This is a genomic window from Fimbriimonadaceae bacterium (assembly GCA_019638775.1).
GTDB lineage: Bacteria > Armatimonadota > Fimbriimonadia > Fimbriimonadales > Fimbriimonadaceae > JAHBTD01.
On record JAHBTD010000002.1, the window covers coordinates 728,354 to 751,148 of the forward strand.

Consider the following 22,795-nt stretch of genomic DNA (forward strand, 5'->3'; position numbering starts at 1 on the left):
ACGTGACCACTTGCCGACGCTTTCCTACGCCCTCGGATGCGCATTCTCAAACTTCCGTCGAACCTCATCCATGTCTAAGTGTGTATAAACCTGAGTTGTCGCGACCGATTCATGCCCGAGAAGCTCTTGCACAGCACGCAAGTCTGCCCCTCCTTTGAGCAGATGAACTGCATAGGAGTGCCGCAACGTATGGGGCGAAACCTTCTCTGAGATCCCTGCCAGCTTGCAATACTCGGCAAGCTTGAGCCCAACCGTTGTCCGCCTTAGCTTCAAACCTCGATGCGACACAAACACTTCACCGATAGGCTTCTTCAGAAGTTTTGGACGTGCCTCCGCCACATACTTCTTCAGCCAGTAAACCGTATCTCCAGGCAAAGGCACCAACCGTGTCTTGCCACGTTTTCCATGCACTCGCAGCAATCCGCTATCGAAATCAAGCTGAGACATGTTTAGGTCTACCGCTTCAGAGATGCGTAGGCCCGCGCCGTAGATAAGTTCCAAGATTGCACGATCACGCAGCCCATCAGAAGTCTCGATATCAGGAGCGTTCAACAAAGCTTCAACGCGTTCGTAAGGCAACGCTTTTGGCAAAGCCCGGGCCTTCTTAAAGCCTCCTGTACTTGGCAAATCCATCGGCGGGCCAAACCCCTGCTTCTTCAAGAACTTCAAGAACGACCGAAGTGAACTCATCCGCCGCTGCGCTGTCGTTGGAGCGATGGGCGGACCGAGTGTGGATTGGTAACGCTGGACGGTAGGAAAATCGAGCTTTTGCCAGTCCTCCAACCCCAACTTGCCCAAGTACTCGGACAGCGTGAAAAGATCGCGGCGATAAGCCTCGACCGTGTGTACGCTTGCGCCACGGTTGCTCCTCAGCGAATCTAAGAACCATTCGATGGCGTCGTGGAGGGGACTGTCTTGCGTTTCCAAATCCAAATGTAAGGACGGATGTATTCGAGGTCGTGGATGGCGTACGGCTTCAAATTGACTAATTCGTCCTGGGTGCGCCCTAAGGTGATTGCGGGCTCGTAGGTCTCGAAAAGTTGTTTGGTGAAAGCCTTGAACTGGTCAACTTTGGCCTGGACTTCCGGCTTTAGCCCGCTTACCTTCTCCAGCCGCTTCAAGTCGTCAGCCTCAAAGCTGCTAAACACGACGTAATCGGGCTTGGTTTCCGTGATCAGGCGGGTGTCCCAATCGATCCTCTCCTCCCGGTTTTCGGGCCAGTAGCGGACCACGCGCGGACTCGCTGTGGCCGCCATCGCATTAGCGTAGACTTCAGGGCCAAAGCGCATCATCGCCGAGTCTGGAAAGAGTGTTGGCGTGTAATACCAAGGATCGCTCACTAGTCCTACTGTGACATCGTTCGGAGATTTCTGGGCCTCCTCCCTCAAATACACAGCGGCTTGGTCGCGTGGGTCCGTGCCCAGCATCCACGCAGTCATTCGCGAAGCTGAGATGGCGCTTCCCCCTAGTGCAAGGATGCCAAGTGCGACGGAGAAATGTCCGAGCTTCGTCTGTTGGCTCCGTGCCGCGCTCACCAGGTAGCCAAACCCCAACGCCAACGGGATCATCAGCGGGAAGGTGTAGCGTAGGAAAAGAACCTCAGCCCGCCCGATGAGGAAGTAATACAGGATTGCGAACGCGAGCACCGCGATCAGCCACTTCGCCTTCTGCCGAACGGCTAGGAAGCAGCCAGCGATTCCGAGGATCATAACAATCCCGCCAAAGCCCGTGCCCAGGTTTACAAAGTGCCACAAGAATCCACTAGGTAGGCCCTCGAAGATGAGGCCGTGCCCGGTGGAGGTGTGGAGCATCTCGAACTTAAAATCTTGAACGAACTTGCCCGTGTTCAGCAATGCACCGGGCGTTGCGACGAAGAAAGCGACCAGGCTGGCAGCGACTCCAATGCCGATCATCTTCCAGCGGTCGGAGCGCTTAAGGGCGATGTGCACCGCGATCAGGACCAGCACGGCGAGAATGCCGGTGTACTTGGTGCCCGCGCTGAGTCCGGCAAAGACTCCTGCCCAGACAGTGGCTTTGAGGATTGCCTTGTCCGAAAGAGCCTCCCCGCCCTTCAAGGAGAGGTGGCTGGGGGTGAGGGTGGTTTCTGCATCTTTGTCTGGAGGGTCACTGTCCTCAGTGACGTCATCATGCGCATGTTCCGGCAGCAGCTTCAGCGCAAAGTAGATTGAGCACACCAACAGAAAGGTCGCAAACACGTCTACCGTCTGGAATCTCGCATGAACTACGTATCCCGGCGCAACTGCAAGGGCCCCAGCCGCAAAACAAGCCCCCCAAAGCGACATAAACCGCAATCCGATCAACAGCAGGAGCAAGACGGAAAACGCACCAGCGACAGCGTTGATGATCCTTCCGGCGAGGATGCATGATCCGTTGTATCGGAAACGGGATTCGCGATCGCCCTCTTTCGGTCCGCCGCCGTAGCCTGCCACTACATCGCTGGCAATTCGTTCGACAGTAAGGTAGAGCGTCCCGTAATTGTAGAAACCTGGGTCGAACTTCCCTTTGGCAGGCTCGATCTGTCGTGACGCGCTCAAGATGACATCCTCGTCTGGATGGAGCGAATAGTGTTGTCCTTCTTTTGGCAAACCCCAGCCAATGCCCAGCAGACGGATCAGCAGCGAAACGAAGAAGAAGCCGAACGCGAGGAGAGTTACAAGCCGTTCAGGCGAGTGCTTGGGCGCTGTCGACACGGTTCGATCTTAGCACAGCAAGGAACTCCTCCACGAGGTCTGGGTCGTAGTCGGCCCCGCGCCCGTCACGCAAAACCTCGCGGGCAAGAATGTCGCCCTGCCATTTCTCAAGCCAAACGTAATCCGAAACGACTTTGAGAACCCGGGACTCAATCGGCAGGTCCTTGCCCGAAATCTTCTGGCCAAGATGAGCCGGTGCATACGTTGTGTGATGTTGCCGGACGAGGTCGGCAATTGTCCTGAGAGGAGGAAGCAGTTCAAGCATCGCGCCGCTCACATCCCCATGCTTAAAGTAGGTTTCTCGTTCCTTATCGCTCCAATCTTTGAACTCCCGCGTATTCACAAGCTTGTACGGGATGGCACACAAACCAATATCGCGCAGTCGGCAAGCAAGTTCGAGCCGCTCAAGTTGGAATTCGGTAAGTCCAACCCGCGCGGCCAAGAAATGACTTAACATCACAATCCGGTCTGTCAGCCCCTTGTGAGATGGGAATCGCAACTCAATTGCTGTCCCAAAAGCCTTTGCGGACTCCTGGAATCGCTCCTGAAGCCTCCGAGGCAGAACCACCTTCGCGTAATAGACCATCGCCAAGCAGCAGATGACCGGTAGAGCAATGGCGACGGCAAGAACCCAGTTCAATGCGCATCCTCCTCAATCACTTCACGAAAGGCCTGAACGACGTCTGGGTCGAACTGTGTTCCTGAACAACGAACGAGCTCCGATAGAGCTTGATCCACCGACATCGGATCGCGATAGGGCCGCTTATCGTTGCCGCTATTTCCTCCAGTCATCGCATCGTAGGCGTCCACAACGGCGATGATTTTGCTTTCAATCGGAATCTCGACATCGACGAGACCGTCGGGATATCCATCCCCATCGAGCCTTTCATGATGGTGGCGTATCCACGGCACGATCGGCTTGAGAGACACGACGGGAGAAAGAATCTCCGCCCCAAATGCCGAATGCTGCCGCACATGATCCATCTCAAAGACGTCAAGTTTAGAAGGCTTGTCCAGAATTTCTTCATCCACTGCGATTTTGCCAATATCGTGCAAAACTGCCGCCTCGCGAACCAGCCGTGCATTCTTCCGGTTCAATCCCAACCGCAAGGCGACCTCTTCGGCAATGAGCGAAACACGCTCAATATGACGGTGGCTGTAAGGGTGGGCTCGTTGTAGCATCAACGTGAGAGCCGTGATGGTGCCGTAGTAGTGGTCGTCAATCTCTTGGGACTTCCCGGCGACCATTCTCGATGCAAGGACCGGTAGCAGAATCAGCGCCGACCAACCTGGCATCTCCATCTCAACAAGTACACCGGCTGAGAAAGCAAACGTCAGGATCAGAGTCCACTGCCACGCGCCAGTCCAACTCAAACCATGCGGTACGAGACCGAGCCGTTTCGCGATGCGTCGAGAACTGAGAGCCACCATCCAAGCTGCATTGATTACGAGGTAGACACCTGAGTAAACCAGCGTTTGCGAGAGCCCGCCTAATTGAAGGAAGAGACCCATCGCGAATGCCGAAACGACATTAAAACCAACTAACGCAACTAACGCCCAAGCGGATTCCGAATCGACATGCTCCCTACCGCCGATGTAACGCGAACGAACAGGAGTCAGCACAAAAGCAAGCAGATCGGTCATTAGAGCCCAGACCGGCCCCGCGACCACCGCAATCGCCGCCACAAACGGTAAACGCCACGAAACTGGAGTGAACGGTTCTGTGGCCACATAGCCAAATCGGGAAGCAAGTAGCGCGAGCACGGATAGACCAAAGCAAAGGCCCATGTCTGGAGATTCAGGTGTTGGTAGAGTCGTCGAAGCCCATGCGCCAATCGCAAGTACCAAGAGCACACTGACAATAAGCCCCCGGCTCGGTCTTGCGCCGCCCGAACTAAGTCGTAAAGGCAGATACACCGATGCGCGGGTTGTTTCCGAGGTTGTATGCCGTGTGCCGCGGCCCGTTTTTCCCACCAGTCCTCCGAATTCGCCCCAAGGAATGGACTCCCAAAATGGGGCATTTGCTTCAACGCCCGCGTATTTGACTGGTGGTTGTATCGATTTGTGCCGGATTTGCACAAAAAGTTGATCCGGCATTTCTAACTTTGCGGGTGGAAGGCGAGCGCAATCAGCTATCCACGAAGATCGTTGACCAGATAGGCCCGCGAAAGCTCCATGCGAATCAGCTGTCCGTTTCGACTAAGGACAATAGGAACTTTGCTCCCTTCTTCGCCCTCCATCAGCTTCCAAAGCTTGCGTTGATCCATCCCCTCAACGTCATGTCCGTCAATAGAGAGCAAAAAGTCTCCGCGTCGGATGCCAGCCTTTTCAGCAGGGCCACCGTTAGAAACGCGGTAAACGAACATTCTGCGGCCAGATGCTTCCGGTGCTGCGCTTATTCCCAATTCAGCTTTGGGCAGATTGCCTGTCTTACCGGTCCAATTGTCAAACCAGACTCGGCGGCGCTCATAGTCAATGATAATGTTGAAATTGCTCAAAAATCCGTAGCCGATCGTACCGTCACCTTCCGCCGAACTGGATGCTGCGTCGATGATGCTCCACGTACAATCAGGAACGGGAATCCCATAGATGCTCATATCCTTAAATCGAGCGTACCAACTCGCTACTTCGCCCGAGGCGACAAAAGCCGATTTCAGAAACTTTGCATCCTGTCCCGTTTTCCAAAGCCCGATTCTCTCAAGAACATCCTTGTGAGTCGTCGCAAAAAACGCATTGCCAGTATCAAGCGCGAGAGTCATCTTTCCGCCATTTGCGGCAGCAACCGACATCTCCAGCGAGTTATGGCCCGTCGGCAACAGTTTGGCTAAGAATGTCTTCTTGTTGTCTGGAACAAGCTTGGTGATGTCATAGCTCTTCGGATAGAACCTGAACATCTTCTTTTCAAAGTTGATTTCAGTGATGTTGTGTGCGATGACCTCAAAGCCCATAATGCCGTCGCAATGTGTGTTGTAAGAGAAGGAATAATTCGCAGCAGGCTGCTGTACTGCCTCCATTTCTGTGCTGTCGATATCCTTTTGCCCGAGCTTGAGGCTCTTGATCTTGACGGTTTTTGCCTGGAACACGCCTACAAAGTCGCGCAGATTCATGACACCGGTTGCTGGCCCAATGTTGATGTTCTCATCGAGAACGACTGCCCCCGAAAATCCCGTGTCAAACATCAAGGAAGCCTTCCGGCCGTTGATCGTGGCATCAACGATGATTGCGTCTTCACCAACTGAAAACGGAACGTCGACGATTCCCGCGGGAGCCTGTGTTGTGAGGAGCAATGCTGCGCAAGTAAGAAGTGCCATACGAATTTATTCCAGATGAATCTGATATTAAAGTACGACGCACAAAGAGACTTTGTGCGTCGTACGATTCTGAAAACAGTCTACGATCTGCCTTTCCAAATATAGATCGGAATGATCAGACCAGGTAGGCCGCAACAACAGCAAAGAATGAACGGCAGAAGCCAAAGCCAGTTGCCACGCCTGTCCGCCAACTCCATGATCATCCAGATCAGCGAAATCAGTTGAATCAGTCGAGAAACAAGGCTGAGCACGGTGATGACCGGGCTAACCCCTTCCATGCTGAAGAACCCCATATTCCTGTTTTGGAAGGCTTCAGGATTCTGGAAGGCCTCCATAACTAAGGAATAGGTTGCCGCCGAGATGACAATGAAAAGGATGATGTTTAACGCCGAAAGGATGTATCCAAATCCATCCCAACCTTTACCCATGTTTTCGATAAAAGCCATGCTGTGGACGTTTCGCGTTCCGTATCCAGGCCGTTCATAACCACCGGGTGGGATATATTGCTGCCCTGGAGGCGGGGTGCCTGGACCGTGAAGGCCGGGTTGCCCTTGGGGAGGCGCACCAGCCGGAGGCCCGCTAGGCTGCCCGGTCGGAGGCGCTGCTCCTGGGTTGGGTTGGGAGAGCGGGTCGCCCGGCTGCGACAAAGAAGGCGCATCCGCCGCAACCTTGCCGGTTGGCGTGATCACGTCCGGGTTCATCTCGCGAGTGATTCTCGCAACGAGGTCCTTTGCACCCGAATGGCTTGGATCAAGCCTGACGGCTTCCCTGGCTATCGACTCCGCCTCTGCCTTATGACCGAGTCCGTACTGATGTACAGCTAAGTTGAAATATGCCTTTGGGTTACTTGGCCCACAAGAAATGGCACCTCGAAACGCCTCGGTCGCTTCGTCGTCTCGTTTGAGCTGAGCAAGTGCAATTCCTTTCAGGACATATGCCTCGCTGTCGTGGTCGTTCAGTTCAAGCGCCTGATTGATCAGTTCGAGAGCCTTTTCGGGCTGCCCACTCTGAACGCTTTGTATCGCTTCTTCGCGAAATTGTTTCCCGTGATCCTCGGACACTATCCTAACCTCCCTGAATCATCATTCCCCGGACACCTTATAAGTCGTCCAGTCTACCGCTACTCATACGGAAGACGACTGATGAAGGTGGCACGATGAAAGAAATTCGCCTGGAACCATTGAATATCCTTTTTACGTCGTGAGAAGTTAGCCCTGAAAGATGAGAAGCCGTCAAAGTCGGGATAGTTTTCTGTATACTGGTAACCCGACTCAACCGGGCTCTTGCCCGAGGGCAACAGGATGGTGACAAGCGCATGAAGTTCAACGCAATTTGGAAACCGACGCTCGGTGTAATGGCATTGTCCATCGCCGCTTTTGGCGTCATCGGATGTAATGGGAAGACAGCAGACAACGGAGGCTCAACCACACCAGATGGTGGAACAGCCTCTGCCGCAAAGCGCCCAGCTCCCACTGGTGCAGGCAATACGGACAGTGGCAGCGGCCCGATCAAAGTCGGCCTTGTCGCTAGCTTGAACGGTGAGCTCAAACCATGGGGGGCGGACAGTCAAGCGGGAGCGCTGCTTGCTCTTGAAGAGTTTAACGCGGCAGGTGGAGTAGACGGCCGCATGGTCGATCTCATGATTGAGGACTCGAACTCCAAGCCTGAGCAAGGCAAAACAGCTGCCGAGAAGTTAATGTCAAACGGCGCCCTTGCGGTGATCGGTGAAGTTTCGAGCGGAATCACCGCGCAGATGGCACAAGCAACCTTTGAGAAGGGAGTTCCGCTTGTAGCCGTTGGCGCAACCCGAACCGACGTGACCGATATCGGCGCAAACGTCTTCCGAGTTTGTTATATCGACGACTTCCAGGGTCCGGTTATGGCCAAGTTCGCCTATGAGGCCCTCGGCAAGCGAAGAGTCGGCATCATGACCGACATCAAGCAACCGTATTCGACCTATCTCAGCAAGAGCTTCGCTGCCTATTTCAAGAAGCTCGGTGGAGAGGTTGTCGCAGAAGAGAACTACGAGTCACAGCAGACGCAATTTAGCAGCCAATTGAAAGCGCTTAAGGACAAGAATCCTGACTGTCTGTTCCTGAGTGGCTACTTCACAGAAGTCGGCCCAATCATTCGTCAGGCGAGCGAGCAAGGCATTGACGTGCCGTATGTCGGTGGCGACGGTTGGGACAGCCGAGAGATTATCACCAACGCTGGCGCTGCGATCAAGAATGGCTACTTCTGCAACCACTACAACAACGACGAAGATCGCGAAGAAGTGAAGGCTTTCCTTGCTGCATGGAAGAAGAAGTACAATTCAACTCCAGCAACAACAATGGGAGCCCTCGGATACGACGCCACAATGCTTGTCCTTCAGTCACTGAAGACGGCAGCAGCAACCGGCACACTCGATTCGAAGTCACTGATGGCAGCCATCGATAACACCGAGAACTTCCCTGGCGTTTCTGGTTCAATCACTCTCAAGGGTAAGAACGGCAACCCCGAGAAGCGCGCTCTTGTTGTTGGCCTTGATCCGGTCAGTGAGAAGCAAGTCTTCAAGAAAGCCTACGATTACTTCGAGCCCAAGTAATATCTATGTACGATCTGACCAATACCGTGGCAGGGCTGAATTTTTCAGCTCTGCCACAGACTTTGACAAATGGGATTCTGAACGGTGCGATCTATGCCCTGATCGCTCTCGGCTACACGATGGTCTATGGCGTTTTGCGCCTCATCAACTTTGCCCACGGTGAAGTTTTTATGCTGGGAGCCTATGTGGCACTGCTCACTTCCTATGCGCTGGGATATGGCCCTGCGGCCTCTGGCGACCCCACCAATCCTCTGCTCTCGCTTGCGATCATGCTTTTGCTTTCGATGACGATCTGCGCGATCATCGGCGTCTTGATCGAACGCTTCGCTTACAGACCGCTGCGAAGCCAACCACGAATCGCCTCCTTGATTACCGCAATCGGCGTATCGCTCCTGCTGCAGTACGGTGGGGCGCTCTTTCTGCCGGTCTCTCCACCCCCGAGCATTAAAGAAACGGTCAATCCCCCCGAATTCCGAAAACCCGTTACCATCGTCCTAACGCAACCCGACGAAAAAATTACCCAAACAATCGCGGACCTCAAGCCAGCTTACGAAGAAGCCAAGCAGAAGTGGGAGGCCCAGAAGAAGATTGAGAAAGACGAGTTCGAACTGACTCCAGAAGGCGAAGCGATCCGCTCTGAGTTCCAAGAGAAAGAACGCGCTTATTCCGGCGCAGTCAGAGAGGCCGACACAAGTTCAAACAAGATTATTGTTCCAACTGGAAAGCTAATCATGCTCTCCACGTCCATGTTTCTCATGGTCATCCTCTGGTACTTGGTAACGAGAACCCGTGCCGGTCGAGCCATGCGCGCCGTGTCGCACGATTTTGATTCTGCAGCCCTAATGGGCGTCGATGTCAATAAGATCGTCACGCTTACTTTTGTGATCGGTTCATCGCTCGCCGGCGCTGGCGCAATGATGCTGGCAAGTTTCCAGGGCACGCCCCTAACCACTTTCTTTGGCCTACAACCCGGCGTAAAAGCATTTGTCGCCGCCGTTCTCGGTGGTATCGGCAATATCCCCGGAGCGGTCCTCGGCGGGCTTCTCATGGGAGTTGCCGAAGATATGGTGATTTGGGCTGGCTATAGCGAATATAAAGACGCCGTAGCGTTGGTCATTTTGATCATCGTCCTGCTCTTCCGACCCGGTGGAATTCTCGGATCCTCGAAGGTGGAGAAAGTCTAATGTTCTTTCTCAAACGATTCGGATCCATTGCGATTGGGCTCCTTGTGTGTTTGGCGATTGATGCCATCGCTGGGGGTATGGACGACTTCTCAAGGCGTCTAATCATCCTTGCCGGGCTCTACGTCACCCTTAGTGTCAGCCTGAACCTTATCAACGGCATCACCGGCCAGTTTTCGATGGGCCATGCAGCCTTCTATCAAGTTGGCGCTTACGCCTCTGGTTACTTTGCTGTGACCTTCTACGGGAAGATTCCTTGGCTTACCGGCCCGATGTGGATCATCGCGATGATGGGTGTCAGCGCGATTGCGGCTGCAATAGCTGGCTTAATCGTAGGACTTCCCTCGCTGCGGTTAAAGGGCGACTACCTGGGAATCGTCACCCTCGGATTTGGCGAGATCATTCGTATCATCGTCCAAAACCAAGAAGTGATCGGTGGAAGTTATGGGATGAACGTCCAGCCAAAATTCCCTGTGCTGTTTGGTGGAACAGGCACATCGGGAGTTTGGATGGTGTGGGTTCTCGCCTTCATATGTATCGCCGTTTGCCGCAACCTGCTCAAGACCGTCCATGGACTTCCCTTCTTGGCAGTTCGTGAAGACGAAGTGGCGAGCTCAGCGATGGGTGTGAACGTCACCAAAATGAAGGTGATTGCCTTCCTTATCGGTTCATCGTTTGCGGGGGCAGCGGGGGCGCTTCTTGCCCACTATGAAGGCTTCCTCACGCCGACGATGTTCACGATGGATGTTTCGTTTATCATTCTCACCATGGTCGTTCTTGGTGGAACGGGTTCAATCACGGGATCGGCGCTTGCCGCGGCTGTTCTCTTCTATCTGCCTGAGAAACTTCGCGACCTCCCCCCAGTCCCGGTTGCCTACATCGCCGGAGGAATCGTAAGCGTACTGCTAATGGTTTCCGTCATGAAACGGATTTCAATCACCTATCATGGTCCGAAAGGAAAAGGGGCTCTCCTCTACTTCGGAACGTTCTTTGGGGCGGCAGCACTTTCGTTCGTTCTTGGCCTTATCCTGAGCGCCGTACCGTCAATTGCACAGATGGAAGCGATCGAGGCCAACCGCCTGCGAATGGTGATCTTCGCCGGAACACTGATTATTCTGATGCTGTTGCGTCCACAGGGAGTTCTCGGACACCATGAATTCAGCTGGACGTGGGTTAGGCGGGTCTTGGGAATCAAGAACCGCCCATCTAAGGCGGTGTCGGCATGAGCGTACTTGAACTAAAAGCCGCGACAATTCGGTTCGGCGGACTCGTTGCCGTCAACGAAGTGAGCTTCAAGATCGAGCAGGGAGACATGTTTGGGCTGATCGGGCCGAACGGGGCAGGAAAAACAACCTGCTTCAATCTCATCACTGGTGTCTACACACCCACTTCTGGCGATGTGATCTTCAACGGCAAGCGGATCAATGGAACGCCGCCGAACAAGATTGCGGTACTTGGCATCTCCCGCACATTCCAGAATATCCGGCTCTTTAAGTCGCTCTCAGTGTTGGAGAATGTACTCGTCGGGGCTTTCCTACGGCACAAGTCCTCGCTTGGAAGCGCCCTTGCCTATCTTCCAGGAGCCATCAACGAGTCAGCACAGCTTCGTAAGAACGCAATGGAACTGCTAGAGGTACTGGACCTTGCCGACGTTGCCTCTGCACGGAGCGCAGACCTGTCCTACGGCAAGCAGAGACGTCTTGAAATCGCGAGAGCTATGGCAACGAATCCACAACTGTTGCTGCTCGATGAACCTGCTGCCGGTATGAACCCTCAAGAAAAGGACGAGCTAAGGCAAACCGTTCTCAAGCTCCGCAATGACTTCAAGAAGACCATTCTCGTCATTGAGCACGACATGCGATTCGTGATGAACCTTTGCGAGAAGATCGTGGTGCTTGACCACGGCGAAGAGATTGCTTATGGCCCGCCCGCCGATATCCGCAACAATCCCAAAGTGATTGAAGCTTATCTCGGCGAAGCCGTTTAACTTTCACACAGAAATTAGCCCCGACACTCTTTTGAATGTCGGGGCTTTTTGCTGTGCCGGTCCGACCATGCAAGGCTCTAAGATTTCGCCAGCTTTACTGTCGCCGTTGCGATCGGCAGGTACTTGTCGCCTTGCCTCATTTCAAGTACGTAAGAGATTTCATCCCCCTTCCGCTCCCAAGACTGTCGCAGCTGCCCAATGACGGAGTTTGCACCCGTTTCGAGAGAGAGCTTGCTACCCTCAACTGCACCCGTTTCTTCGCGGGGAGCTGCACCATCCATGCCCCCGTTGGCAAAGGTGAACATGGCAAACTTCTGCTTCTTTCCGTCGAAAGCAAGCATGCCGATTCCTTTCACGACTCCTTGTGTTTTCAAATCGTTCTCGACGGTGACCTGAACATATGTTCCGTCAAGGACTTTTTCAAACTTAAAGATGACTGGACCGCTAAAGGAGGCCTCCCCGATCTCATACTTCAGATCACCCTTCCAAGCACCCAGCAGAAATTCAAGCTCCTTCATCTTTGGATGTACAGGAGGTTGCTGCGGCTGTTGGCTGACGACCAATGGCGCAAGCAATGCAATAACGAGAATGATCAAATATGTTCGCATGACGCCATTCTACGCCTAACAGTGCTTTTTGGGTGAAAAAAGGGAGATCACATGGACTCTTTGGAAGAAGAATCGCCCTCGGTGACGAGTGATCTGATCAATCGGCATCAGATTTGTCGGCTTCTTCGAGTTGTACGTTTTGCGACGGATCAGCAGTCTGGTCAACGTTCAGCGGCGCTGAGCCGGTTAGTTTCCAGCGGAGGCCCAAAAGAGCTGGCATTTCGATGATCGGAGCACCGCTCGCTTCAGATAGAGTCGATGCTGCCCCGAGAGCTTGATAGAGTTCATCGTAGGAGCCAATTCGATACCGCAATACCCTATCATGTTCGAGCTTGACAAAGGCTGCAAACGCCTTGCTGTAAGCACGCGGAATGCTTCTAAAGACGACAACTACGGCAAATTCATGCCTGACCAAGGACCGGCTTGTGGACAATACGTAATCGATCTCTATGCGAGCAAAATCTTCAAGCGAGCCCTGCTTGTGCAATCCGAATCTTCCGACTCCTATGCGAAGGTCATACCACTTGGCATCGGTATCGACTTTAAGATGCCAGTGCAGGTTGAGCACCGACCACGATATGACGCCGATTGCCGATGCTGGTACCAGCCACACGAGATCCCTTGATATGACAGCTAAACCCAAGAGGATCAACCCTGCACACCCCAAACCCGCGGCAATGACTTTTCGCAGCCAAGGTGGTAACGGCGAGTACACGAGCATGTCGTGAGTATGTACTACGCTCCCTTAGGACCGGTTGCAGGCAGACTTAGTACTTCACAACTCGCAGACAGGCTTCAACAACCTGGTCTACCGAAGGAAGAACAAAGCTCTCAAGGGGCTGAACCCACGGTACCGGCGTATCAAGACGTGTCACCCGTAATGGAGGAGCGTCCAGATACTCAAATCCGAGATCGGATATCCGGGCTACGATTTCGCCAGCAAAGCCACATGTTCTTGCCGCTTCGTTGACGACCACGATACGATTCGTTTTCGCCAGCGATTCCAAAATCGTATCCTCATCGAGCGGAACGAGAGTTCGGATGTCGATGACTTCGGCATGAACGCCTGCTTCGGCAAGCTTATCGGCGGCTTGAAGGCAGTGATAAACGTTTTGGCCATAGCTGACCATGGTCACGTCCGAACCTTCACGTCGGATTGCAGCCTTGCCGAGCGGAACGGTGTAGTCCTCATCGGGCAGCTCTTCAGCAATCTGATTGAGTCGATACAGCTGCTTGATTTCATAGCTGATGACAGGGTTGCCATCTCGCAGCGCCGACTTCATCATCCCCTTGGCGTCGTAAGGGGTAGAGGGGCAAATAATCTTAATTCCCGGTGAATGGGCAAACCACGCCTCATTCATCTGGCTGTGATAAAGGGCGCCTCCGCCGTAGCCGCCTGCTGGACCACGCAGAACAATAGGTAAGTTCACTTCGCCAGCTGTGCGGTAGTGATACGTCGCCATCATGTTGACGATCTGATCGAATCCGCACGAGATGAAATCGATGAACTGCATCTCTGCCATCACGGTCTTGCCGTTCAGCGCCATTCCAACTGACGATCCCACAATCGCAGCTTCGCTGATCGGTGCGTCCATGACTCGCGAAGCGCCGAACTTGGATTGAAGACCGTCTGTAACACCAAAGGCGCCACCAAGCAAGCCGATGTCCTCACCAATGCAGATCATGTCCGGGTTGGTGGACATCTCTTCAAGCAGAGCTTCGTTAATCGCGGTCAAATAATTCTTCTTGACTGCTGCTGCATGCTCAGTAACTGGGCTCATGCTTCGTCTCCCTTAAAAACCCACATTCCACCTTCTTCAGCCGAAGGTAGCGGCGCTCCAACGGCGGACTCGACGCCCTGTTTGAGGTAAGCGACCACTTCTTCGGGGAAATCGTCATCGCGAACTTCAGCCGCGCTCTTCCCTTCTGCCATATGGTTATCGCTCTGCGCTTGGTTGATCACGCCCTTCTCAAGGAGGAGCCTTTTTGCTACCGCGATCGGGTCGCGAGATCGACCGTCGTCAACTTCGTCCTTCGGTCGGTATTTTGCAGCGCGGTCATCATCATGGTCTCCGTGTCCATACGCTCGGAAGGTCTTACACTCAATGATGCTTGGACCGTTCCCAGCGCGGGCGTACTCGACTGCCCACATGACTTTGTCGTAAACATCAAAAACGTTTTGACCATCGGCGACCAGACCCGGAATTCCGTACCCATCGGCGCGACGAGCGAAGTCCTCAAGCGGATACTCAAGGTTCGTCGGTGTACCATAAGCCCACTGGTTATTCTCGATGACGGTAATCATAGGGAGCTTGTGGACTGCGGCAAAATTAATGGCCTCGTGAAATACGCCTTGGGCTGTCGAGCCCTCGCCATTAAAGGTCAAGGCGACGGAATCTCCCCCGTTCAATCTGTCGGCATAAACCACACCTGCAGCGACCGGGATCGTGCCCGCGAGCATGGAGGTGCTGTGGATGATCTTTGCCCTCTTGCTGCCGATGTGCGACCAGTTGTCCCTTGCACGGCCCGGAGAGGTGACTTTGCCCCAAACCTGCCCGCAAACCTCTTCGATAGACATACCGTACCGCTCTGGGTCACGCAGACGGCCTCCTGCCGCATCCTTGAGGAAGAACATGGGCATGTCGCGGTGGATCGGGCTGATCCAGTCGGTGCCCTTCAGTCCGTAGATTGAGCCAACGATAATGGCTTCTTGGTTATGGGAGGAGTAAAGGGTGCCTTTCAAGCGTCCTCTTTTCTTCTCCTTGATGAGGCGGACATCGAAATACCTGGCCAAGTAAAGGTGCATCAGCATTTCAAGTTGCTGATCCTTGGTCAACAGTTCGCTTGCGTTGTCCACGTACCCGTCCCTGAGTCGTGTTTGCGGCGCCGTTACAGCGCTACTCGTTTTTGAAGCCAATTTGCCGTGGTCTCCGTTCGATTAGGCGGACTCCGCCGCCAGAAATCAGGGTTCAAGTCTACCTGACGCCCTAGTAAAATGGTCGGACCATTAGGTTCAAAGAGACAGGGTATAGGACTCTTGGTATCAAAAATTGCGGACAATTTACTGCCGGTTTATTTTTGATGCTTCCTTCTGTTCCGACACCCTTCAAATGCAATCGGGCGGAAGGGAGTTCCCTTCCGCCCGATAAATGGTCTCAATCAGGGTCTTACCGATACTGATTGATGAAGTTGTAGAAGCCCTGCGGGCCGCCGTAGCCGACAACCTTGCCAAGCACGTTGCCGTCCTTGTCGAGAATCATCTGCGTGGGCATAGCCGTGATGCCGTACTTTTGGGAGACGGCGGGCTGCTGGTCGACGTCGATCTTGAGGAAAACAAAGTTCTTGCTGTATTCCTGCTTGAAATCTTCGGTTTGCAGCACTTCACGATCGAGCAGTTTGCACGGGCCGCACCACGACGCCATGAAGTCGCAGAAGATTTTGCGTCCGCTTCGGGCCGCATCCTTCATCGCTTCATCAAGGTCGTAATACCACTTAGCCGACATGCGCTGATCCATCGTAAGCTCTTGAGCGCCAGCGGGCGCCTTGAACGCATACATGGAGGCATCGCCTGCCTTCGCGCCGATCTCGAAGGACTTGGTGTCCATAAGAACGGGCTTCTCCATATCCTTGTACTTGAGCTCAGCTTGTCGGACTGTGTTGTCTTCCGAGTTGATGTACAGAGTCATGACCTTGCCGCCACCAAAAGTTGCCTCAACAGTGTTGAGAGTCATGCCTTTTCGGTTCTTGCTGCCAAGGCTCTTGGAGCTTACGGGCTTAAGCGCCTTTTCGTCGAAGAACGGTGCCCAAACATTGAAGGCATCGTCGCTCATCACTTCGCTCAACAGAGCAGGTGTTTGAGCATCCTTGTAATAGGTGTTCGTCTTCTTGTCATATCGCGTGACGAACTTGCCATCAGCGACGATTGTCTCTGCCTGCGTTTCAATCCGGGCCAAGTTCGGCTTTGAAAAGTCGATTGAATATTGGTTGGCCGTGCCGCCAAGAACCTGGAGGGTATAGGTTGCCTTCAGGGTCTGTGCCTCGGTCATTGCCTTGTTATAGCCGCCCAGGAGCTGGCTGCCGCCTTGTGCAAGCGCCAACACGGCGATTGCCGCTACCCCAAGGGTCCATTTAAGCTTTCTCATGATTTCTAGTTTCTCCCTCAGAACCTGTCTGCGTCTCGGGCAACGAATACTGTTGCTTGACCACAATAATACATCAGGCCTAAACTGAATGACGTATACAGGCCATAGATCATTTTCAGGTTTTTACTATTATGGACTGGAAACGCTGGCTAATTCTCATTTTGTTGTTTCACTTCGGGCTTGCTCTTGTTTATTCGACAATCACACCTTATCGAACTGCAGGAATATTAAGATTTCAAGGTGGCGCTCCCGCTCAGGACATCGGAGCACCCGACGAGCGTCAGCACGCGAACTATGTCCAGCATCTGCTCGACGGCAAAGGCTTCCCCGTTTTCAAACCAGGCAGCCCCGATCTCTACGAAACGTATCAGAGCCACCAGCCTCCTCTTTACTATCTGCTGTCCGCTGGAATCGCCAAGGTAACGGGCCAAACCGACGTCGAGGAGAGATCAACGGGTTTGGTTTTGAGAGGGCTGAACGCGCTTCTTGGCGCACTGGCGATAGCGGGCATCTTCTTCATCGGACTTTGGGGATTTCGCAACGAGTCTATCGGGCTGCTGGCCGCTGCATTTGCTGCGCTCCTCTCGATGAATGTCGCGTTGAGCGCCGCCATCACCAATGATGTTCTCCTCATCGCCCTGTGCACATGGGCCTTGGCACTTGGGGCTAGAGCATCAAGAGATGGCTGGACCCTTAGCTCAGGCTTGCTTGTTGGTCTGCTGGCAGGGTTGGCTCTGCTCACCAAGACGTCAGCAATAGCGCTTCTTCCGGCTCTTGCATGTTTGTTCTTGATTAGGCGAGATACTGGCAAGCTCAAGCTTGAAATCAAACCCTTAGCAGCCGCAGTTGGATTGATGATTGTCCTTGCGGCACCCTGGTGGGTGAGAAACCAAAATCTCTATGGCGACCCTCTAGCGATGAAGGCGTTCGATCAAGCCTTCACCGGGACAGCCAAACCAACCGATCTCATCGTATCCCAACTCATCCAAACGGATCCACGATTTAACGCAGCCGCTAGCCAAATCGTCGAATCCAAGCCCGACATCACACCGAGACAGCTTAATGAGGAGGTCGTTCGCAAAGAGGGATTGCCTGCTAGCGCAGTTTACGATTATACGATACGATGGACGGGCTGGTGGACGTTTAGGAGCTTCTTTGGAGTGTTCGGCTACATGGACATCTTCCTGCCTTCCCCGCTCTACGCGGTGCTGGGGTTGTGTCTCCTTGGATTACTCATCTCCAACATCCTTGGTCGAAGAAGGTCCGAGGTTCAGGAAGCTGCAATTGTGCGACTTGCCTTATCCGTTTTCTTCATCGTCGTTCTTTTGCTCTTCATCCGCTTCAATATCCAATACTTCCAGGCACAGGCAAGATATCTCCTGCCTGCGATTGCGTCTATCGCCATTGCCGTCGGCTGTGGGGTCACTGCGATTCCGAAGTTCAAGCAAACCCTCGCCCTTGGAGTCTTAGGAGCGATCATGATAGGATTGAACATCTATATCTTAACGACCCTTCCTTCGGAGTTTGAGAGACGGGTTCAAACTGCGACAGCGGGTCTATCGGGAACCGTTCTTTTGCGTCAGGACGTATAATCTACGAAAGGCTTCTTAGAGGCATGTTATGAAAAAGCGCGTTGAACTTATCATTGCCGTACTGGCTCTCACGGGCGTTTGCTGGGCCCGCCCCGTGCAGGAAGACCCCCTGCAAAAGAAGATTACGTTCGCGGTACACGCGACCACGATGAAGAACTTAATGCCGATTCTCCAGAAAGAGACCGGCATTGCCTTTAACGTTACTCCGCAAACGGCAAATGATGTCCTGCTGGTGTCTGTCAAAGACGTCACAGTGCAGCAGCTCATGGAGAAAATCGCTCAAGCGAGCGACGCCGAATGGGTGAAGGATAGCACCGGCTATCGACTCAGTCGGTCGCAAGGTTTGTCCAACACGCAGGAGCGGAAGTATCTAAACGCACGAGCCGCAGCGATGACAGACGCCATTTCAAAGCTGAAGGCCCCTGCTGGTTCAACGAGCAGCGAAGCTAAGGGCGAGCAGATTGTCAGCTCGACCATGAAGATCGAGAACGAGAACGGTCTTCAAGAGTATCGACTTCCCCCACCGCCAAAGTTAGGGGAAACGCCGGTTGGAAGAGCGCTGATTGCCGTATTGAGTCGAATGAATGTAAACGACATTGCGGCTATGGGTGAAGGCACGCGAGTCGTTTACGCAAGCGCCCCAACAAGAGTTCAGCGAGCAATGCCGGGCGCAGCTTTGAGAGAGCTTCAGAATTTTGCCGCAGAGCATCAAGCATACGTGCTCAAACAAAAGCAGGCCCAGACGGAAGTTATGCCAGGAAAGTTTCTTTTCTTGGGACCGGGAGGCCAGACCTCAAATGAGATCAAGGGAGGCATCAGCAAAATCCTTCTTGTCCTCCAGAGGTTTGAGGACAGCGATGACGTGCAAGCGCAGATTCTTGTGGCCGACCAGGAAGGCAACATCGCTGCTTCAGCGTCAACCATGATTTCTGGGCGAATCGAAGATAAATCGAAACCGCTAACAGTTGATAGCAGCGAAAAGCCGATAGAGCTCTCCGACGAAGCAAAACTTCATGCCCAATTGATGGGGACCACAGCTTCCAACGACAATGTGCACTTTACGTTCAGCAGCGGAGGCGGGGGGACGTTCGTTACGGAGGCTATCGGAATCAAGTTGGTCGAGTCAGAGCCGGCGCAGGGATTCCAGCCCAAAGTCAAACCAACCCCTGAGTTGCTCGCCAAGATCCTTGAACCTGAAAAATACGACCCCTTAAGCTTTGCCGTATCCGAGTTCCTTTCCGGAATGGCGAATGGTCAGAACATTGTGGCAAGCATTCCCGACTCGCTTTTAATCCCCCTTTCTCGTCGAGCGGTGATCAATACTCGACCAACCGAACTCCGTAACATCCTTTCATCAACCTTGAAGATGGAAACTGAAACAAAAGATGGATGGATGGTCGTCACGCCACGATTCTCACCTCTTGCGAGACTTGATCGGGCCGACAGGCTCCCGGCTGGACAATTATTGAGATCGGTTAAGAACCGCCCAACACTTCCACTCGATGAAGCCGCTGAATATGCGTCACGCCACGGCGCTCCCCTTCAGAGAGATGGGTTTGAGATTCCTTACTTGAATGTGGTGAACAAAACGGCTGGCGGCTACCTATCTGGGCAAAGCCCCTATAACTGGAATCTCCTTAAGCTTTACGGCTCGATGAACCCACAGCAGCGACGCGACATGCTCACCGCAGGTCGGGTGAGAGCCTCCAACCTCAATCCGTTCCAGATGGGCATCCTTGACCGCATGGTCTATGACGATGTCTCCGGCCCGCGATACATCAATCCAAATCCACCAGCGCCTCCTCGCCAAGGAAAGAGTGAAGAAGCCGTGTTTGTCACTATGGCGAACCTCGGGGGTGGTATGTCCGGATTTATGGGAATGGGACCGACAAAGCTACTCGACGAAAGGACCGAGTTTATGCCGACCGGCGTTCCACGCGATGCGATGATCAATCTCAGCATCTCCAACGACGAAGGTGTGTATGCAAGCAACGCCGATGGTTCAGAATCTAAGTTCATGTCGGCTGAGGAGTATGCGATGCAAAGCTGGATCGCTTCTCAAGGCAACCTTCAAGGACCGGTTTCCATGCCGAAATACGAGAAGTTTGTTCCGGCGACCATGTCGCGATTAAACTTTGAGTTCCTTTTCAGCCCGATCGCAGCGATGTCGCGCTCGCTTGAGGATAATCGGATCGAAGGCTCAGGAAGTCTCATGCAATATGAGCAACTTCCAGCAACCTTCCGCGAGCGGGTTCAGAAGATGCTCGAAAATCTGAACTCTAAACCTGGGCGCGGGGGCGAAAATGTTAAAGTTACAGTTGGTGGAGGCGGCAATAAGCCGCCTCGCGTAAGTTAAGCCAGGACTCGGTGACATGACCGAGAACCCCTGCGTCTAACAAAAGGTGGTGTCGGTCATTCTTGACAAATCAAGGACAGGCGGGTTCGACGAGGATCTCATTCTCGTCGAACGTTTTCTCGGTGGTGATAGCGACAGCTTCGAGTCGCTCTACACAAAGTACTTCGATAAGGTCTTCGCGATCGCGCGTGGCATTCTCTTTGACGTTGAAGAGGCTACAGACGCTGTGCAGGAGATTTTTACACTCGTCTATCGCAACCTTCATAAGTTCGATAGAAGGGCGAAATTCAGCACCTGGCTCTTTCGGATTGCCGTTAATCGCAGCATTCAAGAAACGCGCAAGCAGAAGCACCGCCCCCGAACTACTGAGCTTGACGAAGCCATCGCTCAGAGCATTCAAGAATCGCCTATCAGCTCCGATCCAAGGGTGGAGACAGCGATGGCCCAACTGGTGCCACAGGATAGGGCGATCCTGATTCTCTTTTATTGGGAAGAGCTGTCCTTAAACGAAATCGCCGACAGCATCGGCTGCAACGCAAACGCCGCCAAAACACGGCTTTACAGGGCGCGGGAGCGCTTTCGAGCGCTTTACGAGGAGACCGAATGAAAAAGATTCCGCCAGAAATCGACTCGCTGATGTGGGCTGTCGCCGAATCGGGCGACATGACAGCAGTCGAAAACTTTGAAGCGCGCTACCCCGTACACAAGTACGAATTGGGTAAGCGCCTTGCCATGGTACGGGCTCTAAAAAGTTCGAAGCCGGAGAACAGCGCCATTCTCACTCAGCGATTTCGGCCGACCCAGGCTCCCGTAAGGCTCACCCGACATCGGCTCAGTTGGGTCCCTGTTGCGGCATTACTTAGCGCCCTCGCATCGGCAGCATTCTTTGGCGGGATGTACGTTTTTAACCCAAAAAGCGACAAGCCGAACACTTCTGCACCGGTGGCGACAACGGAAAGATTTGATGGCTCGGGCAACACGCTTGAATACCGCCAAAACACACCACCGACAACGAACGTTCAACCCAACCAACCAAACCTACAGACTCCTCCTCCCGTTCAAATGGAAGGAAGATACACCGTCAAGTTGGAAGATGTCGGCCTGGTGAGTGCTTTAGAAATGATCGGCCTTCAATGCAACGCCGATGTTCAGGTTGCACCTGGATTTGAAAACCCGACGATAACCGTTGACTACAAGGACATGACGATTGGAGAGATCCTTGCCGATCTTGGGCAGAAGTTCGGCTTTACGCCGTTAAAGCAAGGCGGTCGTGAGTATCTCTTGATTCCAGCGGTTGATAAAAGCACAGCGCCAAAAGCCAGCGACTCAAGGGATGCTGGGAGCAATGTCGGAATAGACGCGCGTACTCGACCCAATAATGGTCAACCCGATAGCGACGAAAACTGACATTATTGCCGGAACGTTTGGTTCCTTCAAGACCGTCGCTACATCTAGGTTGCATAATTAGAGTTGCACCAGTGGGGTCATGTACATGAAGAGAACACGTCATATCGGCTTTACGCTCATAGAGTTGCTTGTCGTCATCGCGATCATCGCCATCCTTGCTGCGATCCTCTTTCCCGTGTTTGCACGAGCCAAGGAAGCCGCGCTTGTAACCCGAGCCATCGCTCAAATGCGACAACTCTCGATGGGCGTCATGATGTATGCGAACGACTATGACGATTATTTTGTGCCGTGCTCTCTAAGAACCACAGACCCTTCTGTCGATCCCATTCTTTGGCCCTCGCTTACCAACCCCTACGTGAAAAACGAACAGCTCTTTGTAGCCCCGGGATCGGACGGAACCTTCGCCAGCAACTGGGCTAACCGCCGAAACCAATCGATTGGATATAACGAGGCGACATCGTATGATCCCCTCGGCTGTGTGCAAGGTGCAGGTGGGCCAGGCTGTGAAGGCTTCACTTCAGCAGCTAACTTCTCGCAGGCTGACGAAAGCTCCCGAGTAGCTTTGTTCGCCACAACTCCGAACAAAACAACCGGCAACTACCGTGGCTATACTTTCAACCCTTACAATGGGCCAACGCATCCGAGTGATCCGCTAAAAGGGTTGCCGCTGATTTCCGACCGTGACCTGATCGTTGAGCTTACTGCTCTTACTCCAGCGCAGCTCAAGCCTATCTATTGCCGGTATCAGCGTACGGGCAAGGACGACGGGCGAAGCCCAATGATCTTTGCGGACGGCCACACGAAGACATACTCGGCTGCTCACATGAACAGCTTTGAATCAGGCGTTATTTTCCGCTTCCGCTAAGTAGTCCGGCGTGTTACAATGAATCGGGCCGCGAGAATTCTCGGCCCG

Annotated in this window: 20 protein-coding genes; 9 read left to right on the forward strand and 11 right to left on the reverse strand. The window is 53.5% G+C overall.

The window, feature by feature from the left end; all coding sequences use genetic code 11:
- Nucleotides 1–24: 24 nt before the first annotated feature.
- From KF784_09635 to KF784_09660, 6 genes are all read right to left on the reverse strand, one after another.
- Nucleotides 25–927: a tyrosine recombinase gene (locus tag KF784_09635; GenBank protein MBX3119316.1), complete on the reverse strand. Its 903-nt coding sequence runs from the start codon at nt 925–927 to the stop codon at nt 25–27.
- Nucleotides 879–2,711, reverse strand: coding sequence for a glycosyltransferase family 39 protein (locus KF784_09640; GenBank protein MBX3119317.1), 1,833 nt, complete (start codon nt 2,709–2,711; stop codon nt 879–881). Before KF784_09640 ends, KF784_09635 begins: the two co-directional genes overlap by 49 nt.
- Nucleotides 2,683–3,351 carry a hypothetical protein gene (locus tag KF784_09645; GenBank protein MBX3119318.1) on the reverse strand — a complete coding sequence of 223 codons (669 nt, stop codon included), beginning with the start codon at nt 3,349–3,351 and terminating at the stop codon, nt 2,683–2,685. The genes KF784_09640 and KF784_09645 overlap by 29 nt, the downstream gene beginning before the upstream one ends.
- Nucleotides 3,348–4,685 carry an HD-GYP domain-containing protein gene (locus KF784_09650; GenBank protein MBX3119319.1) on the reverse strand — a complete coding sequence of 446 codons (1,338 nt, stop codon included), beginning with the start codon at nt 4,683–4,685 and terminating at the stop codon, nt 3,348–3,350. The genes KF784_09645 and KF784_09650 overlap by 4 nt, the downstream gene beginning before the upstream one ends.
- Nucleotides 4,686–4,843: 158 nt before the next feature.
- Entirely contained in the window at nt 4,844–6,022 is a 1,179-nt protein-coding gene (locus KF784_09655) for a PDZ domain-containing protein (GenBank protein ID MBX3119320.1), read from the reverse strand.
- Between the two features lie 80 nt (nt 6,023–6,102).
- Entirely contained in the window at nt 6,103–7,083 is a 981-nt protein-coding gene (locus KF784_09660) for a tetratricopeptide repeat protein (GenBank protein ID MBX3119321.1), read from the reverse strand.
- 254 nt (nt 7,084–7,337) lie between these two features.
- Between KF784_09660 and KF784_09665 the strand changes: the two genes are divergently transcribed.
- The 4 genes from KF784_09665 to KF784_09680 are packed head-to-tail and all read left to right on the forward strand — an operon-like array spanning nt 7,338 to nt 11,777.
- Nucleotides 7,338–8,609, forward strand: a complete 1,272-nt coding sequence (locus KF784_09665) for an ABC transporter substrate-binding protein (protein MBX3119322.1) — start codon at nt 7,338–7,340, stop codon at nt 8,607–8,609.
- Between the two features lie 5 nt (nt 8,610–8,614).
- The gene (locus KF784_09670; protein ID MBX3119323.1) at nt 8,615–9,793 is read left to right on the forward strand and encodes a branched-chain amino acid ABC transporter permease; all 1,179 of its coding nucleotides are present in this window, start codon (nt 8,615–8,617) and stop codon (nt 9,791–9,793) included.
- Entirely contained in the window at nt 9,793–11,016 is a 1,224-nt protein-coding gene (locus KF784_09675) for a branched-chain amino acid ABC transporter permease (protein ID MBX3119324.1), read from the forward strand. Before KF784_09670 ends, KF784_09675 begins: the two co-directional genes overlap by 1 nt.
- The gene (locus KF784_09680; GenBank protein ID MBX3119325.1) at nt 11,013–11,777 is read left to right on the forward strand and encodes an ABC transporter ATP-binding protein; all 765 of its coding nucleotides are present in this window, start codon (nt 11,013–11,015) and stop codon (nt 11,775–11,777) included. Before KF784_09675 ends, KF784_09680 begins: the two co-directional genes overlap by 4 nt.
- A 77-nt stretch (nt 11,778–11,854) precedes the next feature.
- On the opposite strand, the gene KF784_09685 is transcribed toward KF784_09680, so the two are convergent.
- The 5 genes from KF784_09685 to KF784_09705 all read right to left on the reverse strand — a co-directional run bounded on the left by KF784_09685 (nt 11,855) and on the right by KF784_09705 (nt 16,527).
- The gene (locus KF784_09685; protein MBX3119326.1) at nt 11,855–12,385 is read right to left on the reverse strand and encodes a DUF1579 family protein; all 531 of its coding nucleotides are present in this window, start codon (nt 12,383–12,385) and stop codon (nt 11,855–11,857) included.
- Nucleotides 12,386–12,482: 97 nt separating this feature from the next.
- Nucleotides 12,483–12,998, reverse strand: a complete 516-nt coding sequence (locus KF784_09690; GenBank protein ID MBX3119327.1) for a hypothetical protein — start codon at nt 12,996–12,998, stop codon at nt 12,483–12,485.
- Nucleotides 12,999–13,152: 154 nt separating this feature from the next.
- A complete protein-coding gene (locus KF784_09695; GenBank protein ID MBX3119328.1) occupies nt 13,153–14,166 on the reverse strand; it encodes an alpha-ketoacid dehydrogenase subunit beta in 1,014 nt (337 codons plus the stop codon).
- A complete protein-coding gene (locus tag KF784_09700) occupies nt 14,163–15,242 on the reverse strand; it encodes a thiamine pyrophosphate-dependent dehydrogenase E1 component subunit alpha (GenBank protein ID MBX3119329.1) in 1,080 nt (359 codons plus the stop codon). The genes KF784_09695 and KF784_09700 overlap by 4 nt, the downstream gene beginning before the upstream one ends.
- A gap of 310 nt (nt 15,243–15,552) precedes the next feature.
- Complete coding sequence (locus KF784_09705; GenBank protein MBX3119330.1) at nt 15,553–16,527, reverse strand: thioredoxin family protein; 975 nt, start codon at nt 16,525–16,527, stop codon at nt 15,553–15,555.
- A 131-nt stretch (nt 16,528–16,658) separates the two neighbouring features.
- Here KF784_09705 and KF784_09710 point away from each other — a divergent pair, with 131 nt between their 5' ends.
- The 5 genes from KF784_09710 to KF784_09730 all read left to right on the forward strand — a co-directional run bounded on the left by KF784_09710 (nt 16,659) and on the right by KF784_09730 (nt 22,747).
- A complete protein-coding gene (locus KF784_09710; GenBank protein MBX3119331.1) occupies nt 16,659–18,119 on the forward strand; it encodes a glycosyltransferase family 39 protein in 1,461 nt (486 codons plus the stop codon).
- Nucleotides 18,120–18,147: 28 nt separating this feature from the next.
- Complete coding sequence (locus KF784_09715; protein MBX3119332.1) at nt 18,148–20,475, forward strand: hypothetical protein; 2,328 nt, start codon at nt 18,148–18,150, stop codon at nt 20,473–20,475.
- Nucleotides 20,476–20,524: 49 nt separating this feature from the next.
- The gene (locus KF784_09720) at nt 20,525–21,082 is read left to right on the forward strand and encodes a sigma-70 family RNA polymerase sigma factor (GenBank protein MBX3119333.1); all 558 of its coding nucleotides are present in this window, start codon (nt 20,525–20,527) and stop codon (nt 21,080–21,082) included.
- Nucleotides 21,079–21,882, forward strand: a complete 804-nt coding sequence (locus KF784_09725; protein MBX3119334.1) for a hypothetical protein — start codon at nt 21,079–21,081, stop codon at nt 21,880–21,882. The genes KF784_09720 and KF784_09725 overlap by 4 nt, the downstream gene beginning before the upstream one ends.
- 85 nt (nt 21,883–21,967) lie before the next feature.
- Entirely contained in the window at nt 21,968–22,747 is a 780-nt protein-coding gene (locus KF784_09730; GenBank protein ID MBX3119335.1) for a prepilin-type N-terminal cleavage/methylation domain-containing protein, read from the forward strand.
- Nucleotides 22,748–22,795 lie beyond the last annotated feature (48 nt).

Bases quoted from the DNA above. Each gene is read 5' to 3' on its own strand.
- KF784_09655 (MBX3119320.1), bottom strand. From the start codon at position 6,022: ATGGCACTTCTTACTTGCGCAGCATTGCTCCTCACAACACAGGCTCCC.
- KF784_09665 (MBX3119322.1), top strand. From the start codon at position 7,338: ATGAAGTTCAACGCAATTTGGAAACCGACGCTCGGTGTAATGGCATTG.
- KF784_09670 (MBX3119323.1), top strand. From the start codon at position 8,615: ATGTACGATCTGACCAATACCGTGGCAGGGCTGAATTTTTCAGCTCTG.
- KF784_09675 (MBX3119324.1), top strand. From the start codon at position 9,793: ATGTTCTTTCTCAAACGATTCGGATCCATTGCGATTGGGCTCCTTGTG.
- KF784_09680 (MBX3119325.1), top strand. From the start codon at position 11,013: ATGAGCGTACTTGAACTAAAAGCCGCGACAATTCGGTTCGGCGGACTC.
- KF784_09685 (MBX3119326.1), bottom strand. From the start codon at position 12,385: ATGCGAACATATTTGATCATTCTCGTTATTGCATTGCTTGCGCCATTG.
- KF784_09695 (MBX3119328.1), bottom strand. From the start codon at position 14,166: ATGAGCCCAGTTACTGAGCATGCAGCAGCAGTCAAGAAGAATTATTTG.
- KF784_09705 (MBX3119330.1), bottom strand. From the start codon at position 16,527: ATGAGAAAGCTTAAATGGACCCTTGGGGTAGCGGCAATCGCCGTGTTG.
- KF784_09710 (MBX3119331.1), top strand. From the start codon at position 16,659: ATGGACTGGAAACGCTGGCTAATTCTCATTTTGTTGTTTCACTTCGGG.
- KF784_09715 (MBX3119332.1), top strand. From the start codon at position 18,148: ATGAAAAAGCGCGTTGAACTTATCATTGCCGTACTGGCTCTCACGGGC.
- KF784_09725 (MBX3119334.1), top strand. From the start codon at position 21,079: ATGAAAAAGATTCCGCCAGAAATCGACTCGCTGATGTGGGCTGTCGCC.
- KF784_09730 (MBX3119335.1), top strand. From the start codon at position 21,968: ATGAAGAGAACACGTCATATCGGCTTTACGCTCATAGAGTTGCTTGTC.